Source organism: Winogradskyella sp., from assembly GCF_965228925.1.
Taxonomy (GTDB): domain Bacteria; phylum Bacteroidota; class Bacteroidia; order Flavobacteriales; family Flavobacteriaceae; genus Winogradskyella.
In genome coordinates, this window is sequence record NZ_OZ245845.1 from 1,055,894 (window position 1) to 1,079,727 (window position 23,834).

The window sequence follows — 23,834 nt, forward strand, 5'->3', positions numbered from 1 at the left end:
ATCTTAAATTACCAGTACCAAAACCAACCTGAATGAGATCTGGAACATGCCGCTAACATGCCGTTTGACATCGTAATTTGCCTTCCCCCTCCAGGACAACAAGGAGTAGTTCCGTCACCAAAAGGAGAGGGTCCCCCAGTAATTGCACAACCCGCATCAACAGATATTGAATCACCACCAACAATGGCTTTTTGATCTTCGTTACTCAATTTTTGAGCACCTTTTACATTCAATAAATCTTTCATAATTAATCATCATTTAAATTTATGTGTCCCGTGAACACTTATAGACACTCACGGTTTGTGTCTACCTCTTGACAGAAATGCTTTTGAGCATTTGTTTTAAGGTTTATGTGTAATGGCTGTAAAAGACGGTTTAAACTTTTGAAACGGTCTCTAGTGTTACCTCAGCAATAACTTAAATATGCCTCAAAGCGGATCACAGACGCCATTACTACATTTTCCAATAGTGCTGCCGATGCAGCATTTACGACCATTAGAACCACTATCACAAGGCCCCCATCGACAAGCAGGGTTACCACCTAAAATGGATTGTTGTTCAGCTTTTGTTAAAATGCTTCCTAAATTTTTTAGATTTTTCATAATCAATACTTTAAATTTATATTTACCGCGAACACTTAAAGACACTCACGGTTTGTGTCTATGTTTTGGACAGCTCTAGGGATATTTTAGACTGCGCGAGAATGTCTTCTTCAATGTCCTCGATAAAGTGCAATAGGTCCGTTCGCTCGTATGCCTTTGAAAATGCTCTATCGTTGAGGTATAGCGCAGGGGTAAAATGTATGTTGTTGGCTTTGCACCATTGTGCCTGTGTTCTTAAAATGGTATCGTAGGATTTAATGCCTTCGCTATTATGATCTGCTAACCATTTCGTTAAATCGGCATCGTCTTTGTATACCTCATGTAGTGCCTTTAGACAGGCTATTTCGCCTTCATCCTGATATATTCTTAGTAACTCCGAGGTTATTTTATAGAGTTGAGTGTTTTGCTGATCAACATCAACATGAAAGCGTATGGTGACATTAATTTTATGATGTGGTGCCTTGAGCAGGTGTTCAATATCCTGATGCGCCTTTTTACAGTAATAACATAATGGACTTGTCACCAAAGTAAGCTTTATAGGTGCTTGTTTAGGGCCTAAAACAATTTCATTTTTTATAGAAGTCGTTGTTGTTAATGCTTGACTGTCGTCGTACGATGCTTTAAACAAAGCGTAGTTGCGTTTAAACTTATAATGTTCAACTTCCAGCTTTTCTAAGTTAATGTTCTTCTTTAGTATAGGCCTAAACAAGTTCCATAGTACTGATGTTATAAGAAGACTCAGTACAAAAACGCTGAGGTTTTCCGCTTTAAATACAAGAAGATCTGAAACATGATAACTAATTAGTGCCAATAAGAATTGTGCAGTTAGAATACTGGTGATACCCAAACATAATGGGCACCATTTTTTTATCACCTTGTATTGATAATAAACAGAGTATATGACAAAAGGAAATGCCAATAGCGATACTATTGGCATGATAACAAAATCGTCCATTTTGTTAGCGAAAAGAATAACCCAACATAAACAGAAGCAACAGAATGTTACAATACTCACATCACTCAATTTTAAAAACCCAAAAAGCGTTGCGCCTTTAGAATTTAATACGGCGTCACAGCTTGTTTTTTCTGAAAGATTACAAAAGCTATTTGTTGCAGAGGAATGCATACCAGATGCATGATGAACTATAGAGATGCTAAGGACTAATCCTAAACTACTAAGCAAGAAATGATAGAAGGCAAAAGTATTTTGGTAATCATAACTAATGTAAGCAAGTAATAGAAGGCTAGATATTGCTGCAAGCCCCTTTGCAATAGTAATCACACGGTTGCTTTCTTCGTGTTCTACACGTTCATCTTTTTCAATGACTAAAACAATACCTGTCCACTGGTTTAAAAACGCTTCTGTAGATAAGGTGCTTCTTCCAGTATCTCCACCAGTTATTTTAAAGACCTCTTTTTTCTTTTCGACTAAAACTAAATGGTCGTTACCGGCTATTGTTATTTGAGCAATAAAACATTTAGGAAGTTGGGGCAACGTTTCTTTTTCAATAGGAAGACGTAGGGCTAAACTGGGTATTTGAAAATGTTCCAACACGCCAGTAAGTGCATGTAAGCTTGGATACGAAGGATGACTGAGTAACTGTAATTTTAGCTCCGCATCATTGACGATAATTCCCGTCTTGGATAAAAGTTTTCTAAGCATATTAAAAAGTTGTTCTCGCATAGTGTTTAGCTTACCAATGTGTTGTTTGCTATAACAATATGCCTCATAACTTGAGCTTTTGCAATAGTCAATTCATATACGTCATACTTTAATTCATATGTAGATTCTTATTTTTAAAATGTGTATTTAGAATAAAAAAACCTACTCAACCTTAATAGTTGAATAGGTTTAAATAAAGTATCCGAATCCTAGTGCCAGGATAGACTATTGCAAAAATAAAGTAAAGTCTATAGAATAAGATTCATAGTCACAGTTATCTATAAGACTTGAATAGGGCCTCACCAATATTAAGTTGTTATAATCGCCCACATTTCTACCGGTAATTCTGCTTCGCATAGTAATACAACTATTGGTGACATGAGAATACGCATCGTTGAATACATCTGAAGTCATTGGATGTGCCGTAGAGGCCACATTGGTAATTTGGACATCGTTTGATTCGAAACCATTGGGAAATATAATCTCTAAACAGTTTTCATCTAAAAGTAGTCTTAAATAATTACAAAATGGGGTTGTACACGAGTTGTCTCCTATGGGCGGTTCGGGATGTCCCATACCACCAGGTCGAGGTGTACAAACTAGAGAACTGCTATAATGTTCAAAGCGTTCCTGAAAAACCTCCTTAAAACGAGTATCACTGATGTCAGCCCCCAATAAATCTTCAAAAGTAATTCTACTGTTAAGTGTACCAACACCAGTACTGGCATTAAGGACTTCGATAAATTGCTCCTGAGCGTCCTGATTTGTAGTTATGGCTTGGGCCGTTAAAAAAGCAGCCCATTCCATACTGTTTTCGAGGGATTGCCCTGATGTCATGGTAGCTTGCTTTTGGCTCACAGTTAATTTGACAGAGTCATTACCTTTAACCTGTTCATGATCTTCTGTAGTGCTTTCTTTGGTGCACGACCAACCGATTATGAATACCACTAATAAAACATAAATTTTCTTCATAATATTTAAATTTTTTAAAAGAAGTACTTGTTTTTTTTACAGTGATACAATAGTGTTTTCACAACCGTGGTTCTTTTTTTTACAACTGTCAATCATTTATTCATTTATGCATTAAGATTTAAATATTTGACGTATAGCGGTATCTTTCCGTCGCGCCGATACAGGAATCTTAATATCTGAAGACATAATTAACATGCCTTTTTTATGATATTTTAAAACATGCCTTCTATTGACTACGTAAGACTGATGGCATCTTATAAATTCTATTTCCGTTAAAATCTCTTGAATTTTTTTAATGGATTTTGAAACCATAATTCTTTCCTCCGTTGTCGTGTGAATTGTTGTATAATTTCCTGCAGATTTACAATAAATAATATCTTCTTCATAGACGGCATGTACAAAATCAGCAGTCTTTAGAATAACACGCTTTTTTAAAGCTCCATTAAAATAATCGTTAGAAACCTCTATTAATTTCTCAATATTGCCCAAATCTTTATGCCGCATAATGGCTTTTGATACAGCATGGCTTAATTCCTCGTCATCTATAGGTTTAAGGATATAATCTAAGGCACCGACTTTAATGGCTTTAATGGCATGATGGTCGAAACCTGTAATAAAAATAACATCAAACGCCTTATGTGTTGTCCGTGTCAAAATATCAAAACCCGTTCCGTCAGATAGATGAATATCTAAAAAGATCAAATCGGGTTTTATTCTATGGATGAGGTCTAGACTCTTTTTAACACTTTCTGCTTCTCCCACAATCATCACATCATTTGCAAATTGATCTGTAATATATGCTCTTATGCAATCCCGTAAATATATCTCGTCTTCTACAATAATTGCTTTAATCATTTTGAGTAGATTTATATGGCACTATAAACTTCACTTCAACACCTTTAGTGGCATTTAGAGCTGTTTTTGTATTGGTTATTTTTAGTTTTGATTTCGTTGTTTTATAAAGGAAATTCGAAATCAATCTTATGGAGTGGGATGGGTTTAAATCATCTATGGACTGTTTTAGACCTGCACCATTATCTGTAATGGAACACCATAGTAATTTGTCTTCCAATGTAAATTGGATATTGATTTTACCCTTATAATCTATCCCTAAAAACCCATGCTCTATGCTGTTTTCTACAAAGGGTTGTATGAGCATCGGTGGGATGTATATCTCATCATCTTCTTTCAATTGAAAAAAATCGATTCGATAGCTAAACTTTTCAGGAAAACGGAGCAGTTGTAAATCTAGGTATTTCTTCAGCAACTCTATTTCCTTTTGCAGTATGACATAATTCTGCATAGAGTTCTCCAAAATTAATCGTAATAAACGCGAGAACTTGATGAGATATGTCGTCACCTCTTGTTTATTTCGTTTAATATGATCTTGAATAATACTCAAAATATTAAAGGTAAAGTGCGGATTCATTTGGGAACTCAATAAGCGCTGTTGCATATAGAGCTGTTGCCGTTCATATTTTACACTTCTTCTGTAATATAACAAATAGGCGATGATTAAAATAGAGCTAGCGACAATTAGCAAGATCACATTTCTGGTTTGAAGTTTTAGGTTTTTAAGTTCAGTCTCTTGCCGCTGCTTGGCATATAGCCGTTGCTTTGCATAAGAAGCCTGAAGGGCCATCAACTCTTCATTTATCTTAGTTTCATGAGCATTGTATTGTATATCCATCATTTTATCAAATAATACAATAGCTTTGTCTAAGTCATTATTCTTGAGGTAATCTAATCTCATATTGAGTTTACCTGTAAAAGCAAATTGATTGGAATCTGAGCTAGAATTAAGATAAATCTGGGCAGAGTCTAAAAATACCTCTGCGTTTTTTATATCCTTAAGCTCGATGTAAGCTTCGGCAATATTAGCGTAGCTGTAATTCATATCGTAATCGTAATACCTAAGACCTTCTCGCTTTTTAATATAGGATAACTCTTTTTTATAGAGATCTATGGCCTCGTAAAAGTCACCATCGAAAAACTTAAGCACGCCATAAGTATGGTAAATGTTTCTATTGGTTTCATTACTGTTTTTATCGTGTATGAGATTATTTATAATGGTATAGGCCTGTTGAGGATCTTTTGGGTGTATTTTCTTTGCTATGGACAATGTAATTGTGCCTTCCATGTTCTCATTGTTTGAGAGCTTTGCCTCTTTTAGAGCTTTTTCGTAATACAACGATTCTTTAGTATCGTTTCCTAGAATACTGTACATCTGACCAATAAAAAAATAGGCATATTCTAGATAAATCTGAGTCTTATGGGCATTTTGTATGTTAATATACTTATCAGCTGCACTTTTGGCGTTAGAATACCGCTCTAGCTGTAAATCTGCTTCCCAAGCATTCCTAAAATACTTGAAACTGTTTTCTAAAATAGTCGTACTATCAATTAAGGCTATGGCTTTTTGAAAATAATGAGAGGCTGAGTCTAGAGTTTTATTGTTTTTGTAGTACAAGCCTATCAAATAATCGTTTTTGATTCTTAAGGTGTCAGGAACTGCGTTCAAAGACTGTATGATTTTATCAGAATCAAAAGCAATAACGTAAAGATTAGAATCAATGGCTTTTTGCTGTAACTCAATAAGCTTTTCTACGGTGCGATGATGGTCTTTTTGTGAATTGCTTTTTGAGCAACTAAAAATGAAGCTTCCCAAAACAAATAGTAGAATATATGATTTTGACATAAGCAGAATTCATAAAATAAATAGGTTGGGGGTCGTTTCAGCAACTTTAAAGCAATATACAGAGTATTTTGTGAAATTTAAACCTTTTAAGTTTTAATCTGTAGTAGTTTTTAGAAGATGATCCCCTCGCAATTTAGATGGCTTAAGTGACTGAGAAGATGAGTTGATGGTTTGAGGGTAACCATCTGAACAGCAGAATTATATAACCTTAAAGACTCTTTGCAATAATGACGAAGAGAAAAAGCACCGAGATAAGAGGGGTTGCCATCGCGATACACCAATAATTTTGAAATCTCGAAGCGGTATATCATGTATTATTAGTCGGTTCTAATTTTCAATTGGACTATTAAAAATGCTTTGGTTTAATATCAAAACATCGATTTTTAGCATCCGTTGAGATAAAAAGTACTTTATCGAAAATACCTTGCAAACAAGAAAAAGTAGTTTGGATTGTCGTAGCTGTGTATTTTATTTCTATTTTTCGAAAACTAATTATAATCATCACCCAATGACAAGTTTTTACACGCCGATTTCTGCAAAAATTCCGGAAAATTTCACTAAGCCTACACGGTCATTTACAAAACACGTATGGTTATCTATCTTTGGATTATTGTTTTTTATTGTCATGTATTTGGTCCTAATGATTTGGTTTGGGAGGTTGGCCTATCATATCTTCGTTGATGCCAATGAATTTGGTGGCCACTTTTTAAAATACGTTTTGGCAATAGGCTTTGGGTTCTTGTCATTGTTCATGGCTAAATCCTTAATACTTTTTAATAAAAGAGAAAAAGACCCTACGATTAGATATATAACTAAAGAAGAAGAGCCTTTACTATTTGATTTTTTGTACAATCTATCTGATGAAGCTGGAGCTCCAAGACCACATAAAGTATTTCTATCGAACAGGGTTAATGCCAGTGTTTCTTATGATCTATCGCTTATTAACCTCATATTTCCATCTAAAAAAAATCTAGAAATAGGATTAGGCCTAGTCAACATTCTCAATTTAGGCGAATTTAAAGCGGTTCTTGCCCACGAGTTTGGTCATTTTGCGCAGCGTTCAATGCTTTTAGGGAGGTATGTCTATATCGCACAGCAAATTGCTCATAAAATTGTAAATAAGCGAGACATTTTTGATTCCTTTTTATCGGGTTTATCAGGATTTGATTTGAGGATAGCTTGGGTAGGTTGGATTTTATCAATCTTGGTTTGGTCTATTCGTTCCATAATAGAAATATTTTTTAGTATAGTTGTGGTAGCAGAAAGAGCGCTGTCTCGAGAAATGGAATTTCAAGCAGACCTTGTTGCTGTTTCACTCACAGGAAGTGACGCCCTCATTCACGCATTATATAAACTGCAAATCGCAGATGAAGCCTATCAGAATGCTTTGGATGAAATGAATCTTCAGCTTAGAGATAAAAGGGCGGTGGATGATATGTTTGCACTTCAGTCTAACTATGTTGAGAAAATGGCTAAAGTGCTGGACAAACCGACGTATGGAAAGTCGCCAAGCGTACCAGAAACCAATCCTGAGAACCACAGAATTTTCACATCGAGAAAGTATAATCCACCACAAATGTGGTCTACACATCCAGCAGATATTGATAGAGAAAATAACGCGAAAAGGATCTATATATCAGAACCAATTGATAATCGATCATCATGGGATTTATTCTCTGATTCAAAAAAGTATAGAGAAGAAATGACTGATATGCTGATAAAAACAGCTAAGACTAAGACCACTGACTTAGAAATTGACATAGCTATTGCGCAGCAGGATAAAAGGCATTTTAATTGGTTATTTTTAGATTCAAAATACCATTCAGCATTCCTACACAGGTTTCCTTTTTTAAATTTTGATACGGTTGAAGAGATATTTGAAGCTGATGAGGACTTTGTAATAACAGAACAATCATTTGAAACATTATATCCAAAAACGTTAAACGAAGATGTAAATCTCTTAAATGAACTATTAGAAGAGCGAGAAGCATTAACAATTAGTAAAAATGAATCAGTAACTCTCGAAAAACGAGTGATTTGGCATCGTGGAAATCAGATAAAAAGACGTGATATTGACGAAGTTATTGCATCTATCGAAAAAGAAGAAAAAGAATTAAGAACCAAATTAAAAGCGCATGACAAACGTTGCAGATTAGTTCATGTTAAAGCAGCCGAAAAGCTAAATGCCGAATGGGTATATTATTTAAAAAAGTTAACAGCATTAACACATTATGCAGAGCATTCTATAACCAATATAAACGACGTCGCCAGAAAATATAACAATACCTTAAGCATAGCGCTTGCCGATGGAAAAGTATCATCATCTGAGCTTGTAGAAATTATGAATGTGTGCAATGATTATCATAATGTTTTAAGACGAATTTACAAACACCCAGACAGTATACAATTGAGTTCTGAACTTCTCAAGAACATGAAAATTGAGTCCTATAAATCCTCTTTTGAAGAATTCAAACTGCCACCTCCTTCAAAAGAGAATATAAATGACTGGACTCAGGTGGTTGCAAGTTGGGCAAATTCGGCAATAGAATCTCTGCAAAACTTAAGAAATGAAGCTTTAGAGTTGCTTTTAGAAACCGAAGATAAAATTAAGACCGCCTATCTAAACTCTGGAAGTCTAACGGGTAGCCCAGAGAAAATAGTCACGGTTTTAGAATATGATAAAAGAACGCCTGGTACGGAACGTAAAATACAACGTAAATTAGGATTTTGGGATCGGTTTTTTATTGGTGACGGAATCGTTCCTTCGGTGATGAAATTTGCTGTTGCAGGAGGAATTCTATTTGCTTCTCTCTATTATGGGTCCTATTCGCAAAAATTACCAGTATATCTATACAATGGTTTAAACACCTATGTAGATGTTTCTGTGGATAATGCAACCTACATTGTACCACCAAAATCAAATGTAGACCTTAAACTTAGCTATGGCAAAGATTATACAATTGTTACAAAAACTAGAGATGGTCACATAATAGAAAATATAGATGTTAGTGCGGATGAACATTCGTCTTATATCTATAATGTAGGCGCAGCAGCAACTTTTGTGTCTTATCCTGTTTATTATGGTTATGAGGGAGACTACTCAACAGACTTTCTGGGCGCAAAACGTTGGTTTCCGGCCAAAGGCGATCATGTATTAGAAGAACCGCCAAGTTCAATATCCACCTCATCATCTAGTAGTGGTGCAAAAAGAGATGTTGTACAGGTTTATAATGATATGCCAAGTAATTTACTATCTATTGTTGAAGATCCCAAGGAGCAGAATAATATGATTATAGCTCATAGCCTATGGGATCCTCCTTATTCAGAAGATATTACCTCTTGGTTGCACCATTTAAATCAGGTTGAAAATGGTTTAGACATCGTTTCGAAACGTTTGGAAATCTACCCAGATGAATTAGAAAGCATGAGAGCTAGTCAGGATTTGGCGGATTCTATTTCAAAAGTTAGTATATGTGAAAAGCACACCCATTTGTCCGAAAACAATCCAGATAATGCAAATTATTATTATTTAGCCACAAGATGTATAGAAGATGAAAAAGCTAAAAATACAGCGTTTATAAAAGGTTATGAGAGGTGGCCCGATCATGACTGGCTGGCCTATGCATCATCAGGGGTTTATGCAGAAAACGAAAAATGGAACAAAGCTATGGATGCTTTTAAAGTTGTCATAGAAAAAAACAAAGGTTTGGCTAATATCGTAGGCGCGGATATGTTACGAGTCAACCGAATTGTAAACGCTATGGGAAGTGATTATGAATTTCCATTAATGAATGAAGATATCGCATATTATCAAGCTTTGGAAACAGGAAATATAGATGGTGGTGAATTAAATCAAAATTATGTTTTTTACTTAATTAATGAAGGTAAACTTGAAGAGGCCTTTGAACTGTCAAAACAATTTCCAGAATCTGAGGCTTATTTTCTAAGGCTTTTGGCAGCGTCAGAGGATAGTGCAGATAAAGTGAAAGATAGACTCCAACAATTTGATGCCATGGACGGTATAAACCTAAATTCAGTATGGTGTACCATTGGGTTAAACATTAAAAAGAATGAATCCTATTCTGAGTATTTAGAATTTTTTAAGCCTTTTGATTTTGAAAATGGTTTTATGGAAAAATTGATAGATTATGTGAAAAGTAAAAACATAGCGGCTATAGAAAACCATGTCAAGGACTTGGGCATAAGATGGAAAGCCGAAGCATATTTAATGGCTGTAGTAGCATGGAATTATAATATTCCGCAAAAATGGAAGTCTATAATTGATAAAGGGTTGTATGCCAATGAAAAGCCATACTTAAATCTTTAAATGGCTATGTTTATGTAGGCTTAAGAAGTGACACTAAGTACCAATGTCGGTTGTAGTATTAATTTATATAATGCCCTAAATGGTCTTATGTTTTTTTTAAGCTTCATAAGCATCACCTCAGACATAGCGCCCAATGGATCACGGTGTTACCATTACCAATCCTAGGCACTACTGAATCGTCTACAGCGAATGGCTAACTGTCAGTGATGACATATCTAAATCATGACTAAACTCAATTCTTAAACTTTATTTGTTTGAATTTTGCATGGATATCTTTTTCGAGTTTTATATCAAAGGTATACTGTTTCTGAGTTATTGTGTCTTTTAGAACGAGTTCCATCTCAGTGCCATAAGAGGTGACCTGATGGTATTGTAAGTGTTTAGATTTTGGCCATGTTTTATATAGTTTTGACACTTTTTTTGAAAACTTATCCGAACAGTCTTGGGTTCTGAAGTCAGTTAACCTCTTTTTGTTGGACAATACGTCTATAAGCGCACCTAGCCTATCGTATTTGAGTTTGTTCGGTAAACCCCATTTATTTTTGTCTCCTTTGCCAGTTGTGTTTACCTCTTCCTCTCCCTTAGTGTCATCGGCAAATTCTCCAGGAATTAAAGAAGCAATATCAAAGCCAAAGCCCAGCTTAGTGACCTGTCGTAGCATATTTTCATCCTCCCCAGTGGTATTGTTATTTGAGGCATAAATGAGATATTGCTCTTTATCTTTTATGGCAAAGTTAAAAGCGACAAAACCCAACATGCCTCCACCTGCTGAGCCGTGATAATTCATAGGGATTTCAGGGATGTACTTATAGGTTTTAGCGAGTTTTCTGAAGGTCGGATTCGTTTTTTCAAGCGTATACATGTACTTGGCTCCTAAGTAGATGTCCATAAGTGTTCCTGCGAGTCCGCCATTGCCCTTAATAGCGCCAGGATTTCTTGGCCAGTATACCGGACTATTTTCCTCACCGTAAGTATATTTACTATAGCCAACAGCTACATTCTCCTTTTTCCACAATGGGCTATCGTAAAAATCCGCTGTCTTGGTTTTAGCAGGCTTTAAAATATACTCATGAATAAGGTCCTCAAATGATTTTTTAGTAACATTCTCTGCTAAAATAGCCAACAGTGTATATCCTGCATTTGAATAACCATCACTGGTTCCCGGCTTAAATCTAAGCTCTGCACTAAAAATAGCATCTAAGTTTTCTGCCCTGGTCATTGGGAATAAATCATTAGGGTATCCTAAGTCTCGATATTTCTTTTTGACATCATCATTCACCAAATCTTGATATTCTACGATACCAGATGTGTGATTAATCACTTGTCCAATAGTGATATCTTTTTTGTCTTCGGGAACATTTTTAAAGTACTTGGAGATTTTGTCATTGGTGTTGAGCTTACCTTCAGATTCCAACAAAAAAATAAGTGCCATGGTATAATCTTTAACGATGGAGCCATACAGATAAATCGTATTGGGATTACTTTTAATAGCTTTTTCTTTATTTGAATACCCGATGCTTTTTTGAAATAAAATGCTGTCCTTCTCCATAAGAAGAAACCCACCATACATACCTTCTTTTTCGAGCCCATCAATTAAGGACTCTAGTTGATTCAGGTTTTTCGTTGTATAGGTTTTAGTTGTGTTCTCAGCTAAAGATGTATCATTGTTTGGGTTCTGACCGCAGCTGAATAAACAAACTAAAAAAGTGATGAGATAGATGATTGATGAATACTTCATGAGTTGATATAATTTTGTTAATAATTTTTAAAGTTAGTTTTGGATGCCTACTTTTAGTTGAAATGAATGTCCTTTTAATGTCTTTTTTATGAAATCGCAAATACTAATATCGAAGTCGGTGACACTGTTAGAAGATGAAAACATTCTCATCATCTATAAGAAGGGAAATGTTGTGACTTGTCATTTAGAGCCACAGCTTACAGCCATTTTATTAAAACTGGTTCATAACAAAAATACCTTGGTCTCTAAAGAAGATTTTATTGCGTCCGTTTGGGAGGCTAATGTTTTTGTTGGACAAACGGCTTTAAGAAAAAACATCTATAAGCTCAGAAACTTAATAAAAAACAACTGTCTTGAAGATGAGTTGACTATTGTGACCATACCCAAAAAAGGGTATAAGCTATTAATTGCAGAAGACAAGGGTAAAATGTTTGCCATTGGAAAGAAGCAATGGACTGCGGGACTCATTTATATATCTATTGCGGCAATGTTACTATTGCTTTTTACACATGGATATACAGTTGAAGAAGATATTATCATTCAGGCACCTTCGTCCGAAATGGAGATAAGTTCAAATTAAATACCTAGTATCTGTTTAAGAGGTTTGTAAGCCTATTGTGGGTATATCTTCTTTAATTCATTTAGCATAACTTCTGTCATACCATCTAGTGAATAATGGTGTTGCCAATGCCAATCCTTTCGCGCTACTGAATCGTCGATAGAGGATGGCCAACTGTCCGCAATAGCTTGTCTAAAATCGGGTTGGTAAGTAATACTAAAATCTGGTAAATGTCTTTTTATGCTTTCGTAAATCTGTTGAGGTGTAAACGAAATAGCCGCTAAATTATAGGCGGATCTAATAGTTATAGCCTCACTCGGAGCCTGCATTAAATCGATGGTCGCTTTAATAGCGTCGTCCATAAACATCATAGGTAACATGGTGTCTTTTGAAAGAAAGCATTCATAGGTGCCGTGCTTAAGCGCTTCGTGATAGATGTCTACGGCATAATCCGTCGTGCCACCTCCAGGCATGGTTTTATGGCTTATGATACCCGGATAACGAATACTTCTTACATCCACACCATATTTTTTATGATAGTATTCGCACCAGCGTTCCCCAACTTGTTTAGTAATGCCATAGACCGTTGTAGGCTCGCAAACGGTATGTTGAGGCGTGTATTCCCTAGGCGTTGTTGGTCCGAAAACCGCAATACTACTTGGCCAATACACCTTTTTAATCGTACCACCCTTAGCCAAATTAAGTACATGAAACAACGAATTCATGTTGAGATCCCAGGCTTCCATAGGGTACTTTTCACCAGTGGCACTCAACAAAGCTGCCATTAAATAAATGGTGTCTATATTGTGGTGCTTACAACAATCTTTAATCGCATTAAAATTTTTGGCGTCAATAATTTCAAAAGGACCAGAATTGACCAAATCTAATTTTCTGGTGTTGATATCACTAGCAATCACATTGTCTACACCATGAATCTCCCTGAGTTTCGTGGTTAGTTCGGAGCCAATTTGTCCACAGGCGCCAATAATCAATAGTTTAGAAGGCATATCGTTTAATTATAGCATCATCAAAAATAACAAGAATTTGGCCGTGTAAAAATTAAAATTTTCAAAAAAACGGCATTATTATTAAAAATTTGACAATCTTTATTTTTGCCATATACTAAGTGCCCAAAATTATAGTTTACCTATATTTACAATCAAATTGAAGCGTAAATGAAAATTGCATGTATCCTTTTAAATCTATCATTGCTTCTATTGGTAAGTTGCGGAGAAGATAATAAGCCATCAACCATAAATGATGATACTTCAGCTACGGACCAAAAAAAGGCGATTACAGCTAAGGCCATCGAGGATTTTAAATTTACGGATTACGTACTGAGCTCTAATGGAGAACAGGTGGTTGTCAACTGGGATAAATACCAAGAGTTGGCAATTCAGGTCAGCTATTTAAAAAAAGCAGATCTATCATTTTTTAATGGGGATAAGGCCCTTCTGAAAGGGTTTATAGATACTTTAAAGCTCGAAATTCCAGATACGCTGCAGACCAATCCCATTATATCCAGAACGACCATTATTGAAACGACACTTCTGCGATTAAATGAAAACCTGACCTTAGATAATATCGATTACAGTCTTAAACTACAAAGTGTTGAGGAGGTATTAATCGCTTTTTCCAACCTCAATTATCAAATCAACAAAAAATTGGAGAAGGATATTTACAGCCAGATTGAGTCAGAATATTAAACCAATGATGTCTTAAAGTTTTGTTAAGTTGTAACAATTGCTACGACTAATCGGTCTTATTAATAACGAGAACAAATCTAATTAACTAAAAATCATATGATGAAAACCAATCTTAGGCGCGTCCTTGCGCTATCAGGTTTGGTGCTCTTTGCTATTGTAGGATGTAAAGACGACGCCAAAAAAGACACTGCTCTTGCAGGAGAAAAAATTCCAGGTATTATATTGGAAAACATGGACAAAAGCGTGAGTCCAAAAGAAGATTTTTACAAATACGTTAATGGGAAATGGTTAGAGACCAATACCATTCCAGATGATGAAACCCGTTGGGGCGGCTTTGGTGTACTCCGCAAATCGACCCGTCAAGATGTTTTGAACATACTAAATACCTCGAAGGAATTAGGAACTTATAAAGAGGGGTCAGATCAGCAGAAAGCCCTATTAATTTTCGAGTCCGAGTTAGATACCCTAGCCCGTAATGAAGCAGGCATTAAGCCTTTGCAACCTTTACTAGATAAAATAGGCAGTATCCAAAACCTAGGCGATATGCAAACGATTTTTGCATCGACACTTGGTGTGTCTGCACCATTTGCAGGTATTGGAGCTAATCCAGATCTTAATGATAGTAGTATGAATACCGCTTGGGTGTTTCCAGGTGGATTAGGATTACAGCGCGATTATTATTTAGACCAAGATGACAAGACCAAAGAAATCAGAGGCCAATATGTAGACCATGTAGCGCGCATGCTTCAGTATATTAATTATTCAGAAGCTGACGCCCGTACGGCTGCAGAAAAAATCTTGGCAATGGAAACACAATTGGCGGAACCACGTCTAGACAAGGTGGCGAGCAGGGATATAAGAAATTTTAACAATCCAACATCTGTAGCGGATTTACAAACCATGGCGCCATCTGTTAATTGGCAAAAGTTTATGGATGATATGGGTATTGAAAAGAAGGTAGATACGCTATTGGTCATGCAGCCAAAGTATATGAAAGCCTTGGATGCCTTCTTAACGTCGACACCGATTGCGGATATTAAAACCCTAATGGAGTGGAGTACTTTAAATAATGCCGCGGGCTTCTTAACCACAGAATTAGAAAAGGCCAATTGGGATTTTTACGGAAAAACATTGAATGGGGCTAAAAAAATGCGTCCTGCTAACGAGCGCGCCCTTGGTACCGTAGATGGTAGTGTTGGTGAAGCCGTAGGTCAACTCTATGTACAAGCAAAATTTCCACCAGAGGCTAAGGATAAGGCTGAAAAAATGATTGGGAATGTGATTAAGGCTTTCCAAGCGCGTATTACCAATTTGGATTGGATGAGCGAAACGACAAAGGAAAAGGCCATAGAGAAATTAGATAAGTTTACGGTGAAGATTGCCTATCCGGATGAGTGGGAAGACTATTCGGAGTTACAAGTTAAGGAAGGTAATTCTTATGCTGATAACATGTTAGCTGTAGGAGCTTGGGCACAAAAGAAAAACCTGAGTGATATTAATGAGCCTGTAGATAAAAGTAAATGGGGTATGCCACCACAAATGGTAAATGCTTACTTTAATCCATTAAACAATGAGATTGTATTTCCAGCGGCCATATTACAACCGCCATTCTACAACTACACAGCCGATGAAGCGGTTAATTATGGAGGCATTGGAGCGGTGATTGGTCATGAGATTTCCCATGCCTTTGATGATTCTGGAGCACGATTTGATGCCGATGGTAATGTCAATAACTGGTGGACACCAGAGGATCTGGCCGAATTCGAAAAACGAGGAAAAGCCTTAGCGGATCAGTATTCCGCAATTGAAGTATTGGATTCTGTCTATGTCAATGGACCATTTACTCTAGGTGAAAATATAGGGGACCTCGGAGGTGTACTAGGGGCTTATGATGGGCTACAGTTGTATTTTGAAGAAAACGGAAGACCAGAGGATATTGATGGATTCACGGCAGAACAACGTTTCTTTATGTCTTGGGCCACCGTTTGGAGAACCTTAATCCGGGACGAAGCCTTAAGAACACAGATTAATACAGATCCACATTCACCGGGTCATATTAGAGCTACGCAACCCTTAAAGAATGTTGATGCGTTTTATGAAGCCTTCGATATTAAAGAAGGTGACGGCATGTATTTGCCACCAGAAGATCGCGTGCGTATATGGTAGTGAGAAGAATTTAAACAAAAAATGCGGCCTTTAAAGCCGCATTTTTTTTGTTGAAATATCTTCTTCTATTAGTTCTTAGTTGTAGCAGCAGCTTGCTGTGCTTTCTGGCTCTCTAAAGCCTGTCTACTTACTTTTGCCAAATTAAAATTAGGATCGATGGCCAAGGCATCGTTCATCAGCTTTATAGAGGCATCAATATTAGCCGCTTTATCTTCAGTAAAGGTCAATAAACCTTTTAAGCATAATAACGCCGCTTTCATAGACGTTTCGTAAGGTTGCTGCGTTTCATAAAAAGCACGCTTCATGTCATCCTTTACATTCGCTAAACCATATTCAATATTTGTTTTGGCCCCAGCTAAATCGTTGATCTGAATTTTCATATCAGCCATTTCATAGGCGAGGTAAACATTAGGACTACGTGTAAATAATATTTCGTAGTGCTCTAAAGCGAGTTTTGGCTGATTCAGATTTTTAAGGGACAAAGCCTTAACTTCAACGTTCATATCAGAATCAGTAGCGTTTTTGTCGACTCCAATCGTATTTAATGCTTGCATATATTTACCCTCAGAAAGGTATAAATAAGCGAGCGTATCTTGTCTTTCTACCGACGGGTCTAAAATATTTAAGTGCGTAATGGCATTGATGATCCCCTGAACATCACCTTGTTTTTTCATTTGCTTATAATAAGCTTCGTAGTGCGTTTTCAGGTCTCCATTAGTCTGTGCCAAAACACTCAGCGAGAACAGCATCATAACTGCAATTGTAATCTGTTTCATTAGTTCTAAATTTTAAAGGGCTAAATCTATAAAAATTAAAGGGATTAGGTCTTAAAAAACTATTAATTTCTATAGCCCATGTTCAAAGTTGTAATTCAAAAGTCGTTCCAGTTCTGAACTGTCGATAATTTTTCCTATACTTTTTTCAGATAAATTGAAGGTTGGCAATTCTAAATCATGGGTTTTGCAGTAGGCCGAATAGTACTCTTTTTTTGATGGATGCTGAGGAAAAACGGCATTTAGTCTGAGATTCCAAAGGTTGTTTTTGACTATAGCTGAAATAATCGCTATACAATCACTTTTATGGATAAGATTTATGGGGGCTTCAGGATTTGAGATATGCTGCCTTCCCGAAAGATAGCGCGCGGGGTGTCTTTTTGCATCAAACAGACCGCCAAAACGAATAATAGTGGTATTAAAGCTTTTGTGGTCTCGAAGCATATTTTCGATGGCTATAAGCTGTTTGGCACTATTCGAAATTCCGTTTGGCCTAGTATTGTGATCAATTATGGGGAAATGAGTGTCGTCTTTAAATACAGAGGTCGAACTGACATAGAGCACCTTGGGGATGTTGTGTGCTTTAATCGCTAAGATGAAATGCTGTAGTTCGGCTACATGGTTTTTGCTGGGATCTTTTCTTAGGCCTGGTGGAATATTAATAATCACGATGTCACTACCAGATAGAAATTCGGTGTAATTCCCCATAAGGCCTTCGTTGTCTAAGCGAATCAAAAAACCGTCGATACCTGCTTGGGCTAACAGGTCAAGCTTGTCTTTAGATGTTGTGGATCCTTTCACCTTATACCCATGGGAGATCAAGGTTTTAGCAAGGGGAAGCCCCAACCAACCACAACCTATAATGCTAATTTGTGTCTCCAAATTACCCTGAAAATTTAAGCCTTAAAAATACGTAACAATAGCTTAAAATACTTCGATTTTGCTAAACGATTAATTTTCAGTAACTTTAAGATTCACACTAAAAATAAAACGTCATGGGGATAAAAAGTTTTCAAGGGTCGCGTAAGCAGCAGCAAAATACGACGCAGCCCATAGCATTAAAAGTTAAGGACTATATGACAACGAACCTTGTAACGTTTAGACCTGATCAATCGGTGCAAGAAGTGGTGGAGTCGTTGATAAAATATAAGATTTCTGGTGGGCCAGTGGTTAATGATAAACGCGAATTGGTTGGCGTTATTTCTGAAGGGGATTGTCTAAAGCAACTGAGTGAAAGTCGCTACTATAATATGCCGTTGGCACATGACAATGTGGAAAAACGTATGGCAAGGAATGTCGAAACCATTGATGGCAATATGGACGTTTTTGACGCTGCCAATAAGTTTCTTAATTCGAAGCGCAGGCGTTTCCCCATCGTTGAGAATGGTAAATTGGTAGGTCAGATCAGCCAAAAAGATATTTTAAAAGCCGCTTTGCAGCTAAAAGGAGTCAACTGGAATAGTACTACCAAAGGTTAGCCATTCCTTGTTGATACACTATTTTTAGGAAATGTTTGACGTAAGTCTGTAATCAAGAGCTTCTGCTGTGCTGTACTTTCTAGGGCGGCGATTTTCGAATAGGGATATTCTGGTATAGGCTCACTTAGTGATTTCCATTTAGCAATGCCAGCTAATGTGATATATTCACCAATTTCGATAACTCCTTCTTGATATCGTAATGTTTTTTTGAAGCCTAACCAATTTTTTATTTTTATATCATGGTCGTTCAATAAGGCTTTAAATTCCGGCGACGGATCAGCAGAAGAACTTATTCTTTCTATTTTATCCTTAGTTAAAAAGCAATTGTAGTTCTTAGGATTTGTTGTGGGCTTGACAATGACTAAATCGCCATTGCATTCTAGAAAGAATTCTTGAAAACGTTCAACCTCAATCAAGGTGTTCCAACCCGATTGTTTACCATTGCTGCCGTATTGTTCAATCTTTAGTTGATATAACACGCATTCGCGCTGCGTACAGGGAGAACGCAATGGTGTTTTGACATGAAGCGCTTTACCATATAGCTTCGATAATTCGTCCGTTTTTAGGTTTGGAACAGAACTAAATGGGATTCTTGATAAAGACCTTGTGAATATCGCCTTTTTACTGAATAAGACGGTTCCTAAAACAACAATAATACCGACGGAAACCAACAAGAGAAAAGAAGTAGGAGACATAAGGATTGGCATATATTTAAAACTATAATAAAGAGAACAATTAATCATCTCGTTTTACCAAAGCATAGTAATCGCCTTCTAAAGGCAAATACCCTTGGTCATAAACAAAGTAATAGATAGTGCCTGCTTTCGTGGTATAAATACTTGTAAAATAATTAAAGTCGAATCCCTTTTCAATAAGCTTGGCTCTGGAGCATTTGGTCTTTTGCTTGGGGTTTAAGACTTCTAATATCCTATAGTTTTTTCGCAGGCGATTATTAATGTTTCGTATTAGATTTTTAGAGTCTTTGTTAATACGGTTGTTGTGTGCATTTCTGCAACCATCACTACAAAACTTTTTATCTATTCTACCAATAATTTTAGTGCCACATTCCGGGCATTGTCGTTGCATAATAATTAGTTTAGAATCGGAATGTAAGCTGCCCAGGGACCAACCTCCACTTTATACTGTTTTGCCATAACACGACCTATTTGGGCCATATGCGCCAGATCGTGGGTCACCCAAGTCGCCAGTAATTGTGATGCTGTCACTTCTCCAAAATCGGGATGCAGGCCTGTAAGTGCTAACTGAGATTCTGATAAATGAAGCGACTTAAGAACGGCGAGATTGTCTTGTCGTAAAGTCTCAAATTCATCGAGCAGTTGTGTTATGGATTTACCTTTTGATGCTTCAAACTGGGCAAATCTATCAAAAGGTGTGAAGGTTTTGTTTGTAGAGGTACTGAGTATGATTTTTAGTCGGGGTATCCAGTCGGTTTTTTCACCGTGAATCAGATGACCAACGATATCATAGGGGCTCCAAGTGCCGTCGCCTTCATTGTTATAAAGCCATGGCTCGGATAGCTGTCCTAACAAGGACTTTAAGGTTTTTGGCGTTTGCTCTAAAACTTCTAGAGCTTCTGTAAATTGGTACCTCATAAGCAACAAGGTACAAAATAATCACTACAAATGTTTACAGCGATTTTAAGAGAATTAATGTGTTGGTCTGGTTGACATTTTCAAAAAGCTCTACCTTATAAATCTTGGTTTTAAGATAATTGACAAGCTGCTGTATGGTTGTGCGCTTGGCATCTTTGACCGCGGCGTTAAAGAGGATATCGCCTTTAGAGGATTTTAAGCACAAAACGTGATTCCAAAAGGTTTCGGACAAAAATTGCTCAGGAACTGATAAATCGATAAAAAGATCGATGATGATGAGATCGAATTGTGCTTTGTGTGACTTTACAAATTCAAAGGCATCCATGCACAGGATCTGTAACTGATCATCTTCAGAAATCCCAAATTCCTTATCAGCGATGTCTATGATGACCGGATCGATCTCTACAGCAGTGATGGACTTGGTATATTTAAAATCATCTCTAAGTGTGGCAATAACAGAGCCACCTCCCATGCCTAAAACTAAAATGGAGTTAACCTTTTGTAGTGTCACCTGTTCTATACCGGATTTTAGAATTTTTTGAAGTGAGCCATAGCTGTAGTTGGCATGCTTGGAGTTGAGGTGTTTTTTACCATTGTGCCAGGTGATTTCTAAGGGGCCACTATATGTTGAGGCGATGGTTTTGGTTATGGGCAGAATATAACTGAGTAGCTTTTTCGATTTCAATTAGTGTTTTGTTTAGTAATTTTTAATTAACGTGAGTTCGATATAAAAGTTTTATTTAAATTCTGATGATTACTTAATATTTTATATCAGGTTGAGCGCAGTCGAAACCTATTTAGAAACGTTTCTAAGCATATTTCCAATTTAGAGTATTTAGACAATTTATCAAAAGCCACAAAACATCTTAATAAATTTCTTACATTTGCACAGCGAAACGTGCTTAAGGGATGTATGTTTTGCACTAATTCTTGATTGACGTAACACCCTTAATAATAACTACATATACGAAGCGCCCAGTTTTGGGTGCTTTTTTTCCCGGCCAATTTTTTGCAATCCTAACCTCCGTAAACGATGTCCTCTCCGTTTGAAACTACCTTTCTCACGCGGGTTGTACTTTCTTTGGAAAACTCCCTAATCCACATGGCTCCATCTTTGTCAATAAGTCCTCCACAGGGCGACCACGCCTAGGGGAGAAACCTTGGTTACGGTTTTAGGGCTTACTTTTTTCGAGTTCCAACCATTGTGCATAAGACATAACCATGCTTCCTCGTTCGGGACTATAGCTTCCTGGGAGTTTACCGATAAATTCTAAATAATGACCATCAGGGTCGGTAAAGTAAATAGCAATGGCGGGAATATTGGCAAAGACCATAGGCTGTTCGGAGCCGTCATTTAAAAAGTTCCAGAAATTCAGCTTATGGGATTTGAGGAAATCAATGGATTCGTTCAAAATCCAGTCCCAATCACATTCAAAGGCAAAATGCCTGATATCAATCTCGTCTTTTGGTTTTTCCCAAAGGCCTAAAAAGGCCTGTCTTGGCTTATCGCCAATCCAAAATAAAGCCGCTCTTCGTTCTTCCTCATATAAAAATTGCTTTAACCCCAAGATATTGGTGTAGAATGCTTTGGAACGTTCGAGATCTTCAACAAACAAATGGGTTTCAAATAGACCTTTGATCATTGTGTTTTTATTAAAAGTATTGGTTATGATGCGTAACTAAGTTAAGGTTTAAAGTCAGCAATACGTAAAACTATCTTTTCTTTTTTTCGCTTAGCGTAATGGTAAGCTTATGTTTTTGTTGTTTCACTTCAATTTCCTTTCCGATCTCAAAGCCAAGGGCTTTAAGCCAACGACCTTCAAGCCGAATTTCGGGAACCCTGACATAATTCCATTCCCGTGCTTGGTGTTTTTGATAGATTTTTAGCTTTCTATATTGGGCCATATGTTTTGAGTTCACTAAATCTAATATCGATAAATTATTTTTATCTCGTGTTCGGAATAGTGAACATGAAAGAAAAACAGAATTTAAAAAACTTAAAATCAAGCAGTTAACTAAATAAAAAACCTTAACCAAAAGGTCTTTGCTTTCGATTGTGAGATAAGTCGAACACAATTATATAGGATTGAAAAGGGCAAAACAAATCCGCGTTTATTGACTTTGATAAAAATCGCAGCTGGATTAGGAGTATCACTATATGAACTTCTAAAAACACGTTAATTTGATCTCGATTTGCAATTTGCCACAAACTAGATTAAAAATGGAATGTCGTACCTTCAACGTGTTAAGAGGGATTAGGGCGCTTAATAGAAATAGTCCCAAATAACTTTAGGGATTATCCTTAAACTAAAAGCACCTCGATTGAGGTACTTTTTTATCGAATTACCTTTTATAAAACAGGAATTTTTTTTTCAAATTACGTAGTTCTACGTATATATCTGTGATAGTGAAACCTTAATTTTGTTTTTACCCTAACCCCTTTATTAAGCAATGTTCAGTTCTTTTTTAAAGAGAATAAATAAAATCTTCAGTTCAAAAAAGGATAAGTACTATCAAGAAGTCTACTCGGAAGATGATATAAAAGAGAACTATAGCAACAAGTACATCTACCATAGAATAAAGCTATCTCTCAAAGATAAGACACCCAAGGTTTCGCATCGTCCTATATGTCCATTGGACAAAAGTAGTTTTGATCAAATCAATGTGAGCGAACTCAATAAGAATTTTGGGAGAGCAAGAGCGAAATTTTGTGTTCAGCTAGGGGAGAGAAAGGTAAAAGTACATGTCTACAAGAACGTTTATGCTGGGTTTAAGACTTCCGTAACGGCACATTTTTACAAAAAGAAAATATTCAATCTTAGATATGACTTTAAAATAGAGGACAAAAATGACTATATCGCTATAGCCGATCTTATTGGGTTAAAGTATTTAAATGGCGAGCCTATTGAATTTGAAAGCGAATATCTGGTGGACGAGAATAATGTCGTCTTGTCATTTACCAACGAGTTTAGCCTGATTCTCAATTACCATAACAATTCAGAGATATATACTTATATAGAACATCTAGTAGACCTCGATGAGGCTGAGAAGAAAAATAAAGTCTATGATCGTTACAAAAAGCTCTACAGGAAATTATAAAAACACACTAGTTCAACCTCTTAAATGTTACAGATTTCGTATCTTTAAAAGATGTTAGTTTTCTTAATGTCTTCAGTTGTTTTTGCAATATTTGCTGTGCTTGCTGATCGAGCCGACAATAATTCTATGTATAAGGGCGATTAACGATAATCTATTCTATAACTGCAAAGTTGATTTTGATCATACGCAATAAAGAAGTATATATCACTTTACACTAAAAAGCCACAACAAAAAAGTAGCCTAATGAATAAGTTAGAAAGACGTTTAAAGGGATATTATAAATACAAAAAAAGGCTAAGAAACTATAATCTTACTGGTTCAGCTCAGTATAGGCTTAAGACAACGGGCAAACCATGTAGTTGTTTTATGTGCAGCCCTAGCAAAACAGAAGAAAAGCCAAAATATAAAGCCTCAAAGCATAAAGACCATCATTCTATTAT

22 protein-coding genes are annotated in these 23,834 nt (G+C 36.5%); 7 read left to right on the top strand and 15 right to left on the bottom strand.

Annotation, left to right across the window (positions count from 1 at the left end):
- Positions 1-8: 8 nt before the first annotated feature.
- The 5 genes from ACO052_RS04285 to ACO052_RS04305 all read right to left on the bottom strand — a co-directional run bounded on the left by ACO052_RS04285 (position 9) and on the right by ACO052_RS04305 (position 5,935).
- Complete coding sequence (locus tag ACO052_RS04285; RefSeq protein WP_422106781.1) at positions 9-245, bottom strand: hypothetical protein; 237 nt, start codon at positions 243-245, stop codon at positions 9-11.
- 415 nt (positions 246-660) lie between these two features.
- Positions 661-2,265, bottom strand: coding sequence for a vitamin K epoxide reductase family protein (locus ACO052_RS04290; RefSeq protein ID WP_422106782.1), 1,605 nt, complete (start codon positions 2,263-2,265; stop codon positions 661-663).
- 225 nt (positions 2,266-2,490) lie between these two features.
- The gene (locus tag ACO052_RS04295; protein ID WP_422106783.1) at positions 2,491-3,237 is read right to left on the bottom strand and encodes a hypothetical protein; all 747 of its coding nucleotides are present in this window, start codon (positions 3,235-3,237) and stop codon (positions 2,491-2,493) included.
- Positions 3,238-3,348: 111 nt separating this feature from the next.
- On the bottom strand, positions 3,349-4,092 hold the full coding sequence (locus ACO052_RS04300) for a LytR/AlgR family response regulator transcription factor (RefSeq protein WP_422106784.1): 744 nt from the start codon (positions 4,090-4,092) through the stop codon (positions 3,349-3,351).
- Positions 4,085-5,935: a sensor histidine kinase gene (locus ACO052_RS04305; protein ID WP_422106785.1), complete on the bottom strand. Its 1,851-nt coding sequence runs from the start codon at positions 5,933-5,935 to the stop codon at positions 4,085-4,087. The genes ACO052_RS04300 and ACO052_RS04305 overlap by 8 nt, the downstream gene beginning before the upstream one ends.
- 508 nt (positions 5,936-6,443) lie before the next feature.
- Between ACO052_RS04305 and ACO052_RS04310 the strand changes: the two genes are divergently transcribed.
- Positions 6,444-10,262, top strand: a complete 3,819-nt coding sequence (locus tag ACO052_RS04310; protein WP_422106786.1) for a M48 family metallopeptidase — start codon at positions 6,444-6,446, stop codon at positions 10,260-10,262.
- Between the two features lie 232 nt (positions 10,263-10,494).
- On the opposite strand, the gene ACO052_RS04315 is transcribed toward ACO052_RS04310, so the two are convergent.
- Positions 10,495-12,000, bottom strand: a complete 1,506-nt coding sequence (locus ACO052_RS04315; RefSeq protein WP_422106787.1) for a serine hydrolase domain-containing protein — start codon at positions 11,998-12,000, stop codon at positions 10,495-10,497.
- A gap of 88 nt (positions 12,001-12,088) precedes the next feature.
- Between ACO052_RS04315 and ACO052_RS04320 the strand changes: the two genes are divergently transcribed.
- Entirely contained in the window at positions 12,089-12,580 is a 492-nt protein-coding gene (locus ACO052_RS04320) for a winged helix-turn-helix domain-containing protein (protein WP_422106788.1), read from the top strand.
- Positions 12,581-12,612: 32 nt separating this feature from the next.
- Here ACO052_RS04320 and ACO052_RS04325 read toward each other — a convergent pair whose 3' ends face one another.
- Positions 12,613-13,566, bottom strand: coding sequence for an NAD-dependent epimerase/dehydratase family protein (locus ACO052_RS04325; RefSeq protein ID WP_422106789.1), 954 nt, complete (start codon positions 13,564-13,566; stop codon positions 12,613-12,615).
- 168 nt (positions 13,567-13,734) lie between these two features.
- On the opposite strand from ACO052_RS04325, the gene ACO052_RS04330 reads away from it, so the two are divergent.
- Together ACO052_RS04330 and ACO052_RS04335 are read left to right on the top strand one after the other, a co-directional pair.
- Positions 13,735-14,265: a hypothetical protein gene (locus ACO052_RS04330; RefSeq protein ID WP_422106790.1), complete on the top strand. Its 531-nt coding sequence runs from the start codon at positions 13,735-13,737 to the stop codon at positions 14,263-14,265.
- Positions 14,266-14,364: 99 nt separating this feature from the next.
- A complete protein-coding gene (locus ACO052_RS04335) occupies positions 14,365-16,431 on the top strand; it encodes a M13 family metallopeptidase (RefSeq protein ID WP_422108040.1) in 2,067 nt (688 codons plus the stop codon).
- Positions 16,432-16,499: 68 nt separating this feature from the next.
- Here the strand turns inward: ACO052_RS04335 and ACO052_RS04340 are convergent, their stop codons facing one another.
- Positions 16,500-17,207: a hypothetical protein gene (locus tag ACO052_RS04340; protein ID WP_422106791.1), complete on the bottom strand. Its 708-nt coding sequence runs from the start codon at positions 17,205-17,207 to the stop codon at positions 16,500-16,502.
- 69 nt (positions 17,208-17,276) lie between these two features.
- Positions 17,277-18,086: an NAD(P)H-binding protein gene (locus ACO052_RS04345; protein ID WP_422106792.1), complete on the bottom strand. Its 810-nt coding sequence runs from the start codon at positions 18,084-18,086 to the stop codon at positions 17,277-17,279.
- Between the two features lie 113 nt (positions 18,087-18,199).
- Here ACO052_RS04345 and ACO052_RS04350 point away from each other — a divergent pair, with 113 nt between their 5' ends.
- Entirely contained in the window at positions 18,200-18,682 is a 483-nt protein-coding gene (locus ACO052_RS04350; RefSeq protein ID WP_422106793.1) for a CBS domain-containing protein, read from the top strand.
- On the opposite strand, the gene ACO052_RS04355 is transcribed toward ACO052_RS04350, so the two are convergent.
- The 6 genes from ACO052_RS04355 to ACO052_RS04380 all read right to left on the bottom strand — a co-directional run bounded on the left by ACO052_RS04355 (position 18,679) and on the right by ACO052_RS04380 (position 22,200).
- Positions 18,679-19,377 carry a hypothetical protein gene (locus ACO052_RS04355; RefSeq protein WP_422106794.1) on the bottom strand — a complete coding sequence of 233 codons (699 nt, stop codon included), beginning with the start codon at positions 19,375-19,377 and terminating at the stop codon, positions 18,679-18,681. The two genes, ACO052_RS04350 and ACO052_RS04355, sit on opposite strands and share 4 nt — an antisense overlap.
- 40 nt (positions 19,378-19,417) lie before the next feature.
- A complete protein-coding gene (locus ACO052_RS04360) occupies positions 19,418-19,768 on the bottom strand; it encodes a hypothetical protein (protein WP_422106795.1) in 351 nt (116 codons plus the stop codon).
- Positions 19,769-19,773: 5 nt separating this feature from the next.
- Positions 19,774-20,295, bottom strand: coding sequence for a DinB family protein (locus ACO052_RS04365; protein ID WP_422106796.1), 522 nt, complete (start codon positions 20,293-20,295; stop codon positions 19,774-19,776).
- Positions 20,296-20,329: 34 nt separating this feature from the next.
- Positions 20,330-20,980 (bottom strand): spermidine synthase, encoded by a 651-nt coding sequence (locus ACO052_RS04370; RefSeq protein WP_422106797.1) that lies wholly within the window; start codon positions 20,978-20,980, stop codon positions 20,330-20,332.
- A 487-nt stretch (positions 20,981-21,467) separates the two neighbouring features.
- Positions 21,468-21,938: a VOC family protein gene (locus tag ACO052_RS04375; RefSeq protein ID WP_422106798.1), complete on the bottom strand. Its 471-nt coding sequence runs from the start codon at positions 21,936-21,938 to the stop codon at positions 21,468-21,470.
- A gap of 70 nt (positions 21,939-22,008) precedes the next feature.
- Positions 22,009-22,200: a SymE family type I addiction module toxin gene (locus ACO052_RS04380; RefSeq protein WP_422106799.1), complete on the bottom strand. Its 192-nt coding sequence runs from the start codon at positions 22,198-22,200 to the stop codon at positions 22,009-22,011.
- A 156-nt stretch (positions 22,201-22,356) separates the two neighbouring features.
- Between ACO052_RS04380 and ACO052_RS04385 the strand changes: the two genes are divergently transcribed.
- Both ACO052_RS04385 and ACO052_RS04390 read left to right on the top strand, forming a co-directional pair.
- Positions 22,357-22,476: a helix-turn-helix domain-containing protein gene (locus tag ACO052_RS04385; RefSeq protein WP_422108041.1), complete on the top strand. Its 120-nt coding sequence runs from the start codon at positions 22,357-22,359 to the stop codon at positions 22,474-22,476.
- Between the two features lie 270 nt (positions 22,477-22,746).
- Positions 22,747-23,394 carry a hypothetical protein gene (locus tag ACO052_RS04390; RefSeq protein WP_422106800.1) on the top strand — a complete coding sequence of 216 codons (648 nt, stop codon included), beginning with the start codon at positions 22,747-22,749 and terminating at the stop codon, positions 23,392-23,394.
- The last annotated feature ends 440 nt before the right edge of the window (positions 23,395-23,834 follow it).

Bases quoted from the DNA above. Each gene is read 5' to 3' on its own strand.
- ACO052_RS04285 (WP_422106781.1), bottom strand. From the start codon at position 245: ATGAAAGATTTATTGAATGTAAAAGGTGCTCAAAAATTGAGTAACGAA.
- ACO052_RS04290 (WP_422106782.1), bottom strand. From the start codon at position 2,265: ATGCTTAGAAAACTTTTATCCAAGACGGGAATTATCGTCAATGATGCG.
- ACO052_RS04295 (WP_422106783.1), bottom strand. From the start codon at position 3,237: ATGAAGAAAATTTATGTTTTATTAGTGGTATTCATAATCGGTTGGTCG.
- ACO052_RS04300 (WP_422106784.1), bottom strand. From the start codon at position 4,092: ATGATTAAAGCAATTATTGTAGAAGACGAGATATATTTACGGGATTGC.
- ACO052_RS04305 (WP_422106785.1), bottom strand. From the start codon at position 5,935: ATGTCAAAATCATATATTCTACTATTTGTTTTGGGAAGCTTCATTTTT.
- ACO052_RS04310 (WP_422106786.1), top strand. From the start codon at position 6,444: ATGACAAGTTTTTACACGCCGATTTCTGCAAAAATTCCGGAAAATTTC.
- ACO052_RS04315 (WP_422106787.1), bottom strand. From the start codon at position 12,000: ATGAAGTATTCATCAATCATCTATCTCATCACTTTTTTAGTTTGTTTA.
- ACO052_RS04320 (WP_422106788.1), top strand. From the start codon at position 12,089: ATGAAATCGCAAATACTAATATCGAAGTCGGTGACACTGTTAGAAGAT.
- ACO052_RS04325 (WP_422106789.1), bottom strand. From the start codon at position 13,566: ATGCCTTCTAAACTATTGATTATTGGCGCCTGTGGACAAATTGGCTCC.
- ACO052_RS04330 (WP_422106790.1), top strand. From the start codon at position 13,735: ATGAAAATTGCATGTATCCTTTTAAATCTATCATTGCTTCTATTGGTA.
- ACO052_RS04335 (WP_422108040.1), top strand. From the start codon at position 14,365: ATGAAAACCAATCTTAGGCGCGTCCTTGCGCTATCAGGTTTGGTGCTC.
- ACO052_RS04340 (WP_422106791.1), bottom strand. From the start codon at position 17,207: ATGAAACAGATTACAATTGCAGTTATGATGCTGTTCTCGCTGAGTGTT.
- ACO052_RS04350 (WP_422106793.1), top strand. From the start codon at position 18,200: ATGGGGATAAAAAGTTTTCAAGGGTCGCGTAAGCAGCAGCAAAATACG.
- ACO052_RS04355 (WP_422106794.1), bottom strand. From the start codon at position 19,377: ATGTCTCCTACTTCTTTTCTCTTGTTGGTTTCCGTCGGTATTATTGTT.
- ACO052_RS04360 (WP_422106795.1), bottom strand. From the start codon at position 19,768: ATGCAACGACAATGCCCGGAATGTGGCACTAAAATTATTGGTAGAATA.
- ACO052_RS04365 (WP_422106796.1), bottom strand. From the start codon at position 20,295: ATGAGGTACCAATTTACAGAAGCTCTAGAAGTTTTAGAGCAAACGCCA.
- ACO052_RS04375 (WP_422106798.1), bottom strand. From the start codon at position 21,938: ATGATCAAAGGTCTATTTGAAACCCATTTGTTTGTTGAAGATCTCGAA.
- ACO052_RS04380 (WP_422106799.1), bottom strand. From the start codon at position 22,200: ATGGCCCAATATAGAAAGCTAAAAATCTATCAAAAACACCAAGCACGG.
- ACO052_RS04390 (WP_422106800.1), top strand. From the start codon at position 22,747: ATGTTCAGTTCTTTTTTAAAGAGAATAAATAAAATCTTCAGTTCAAAA.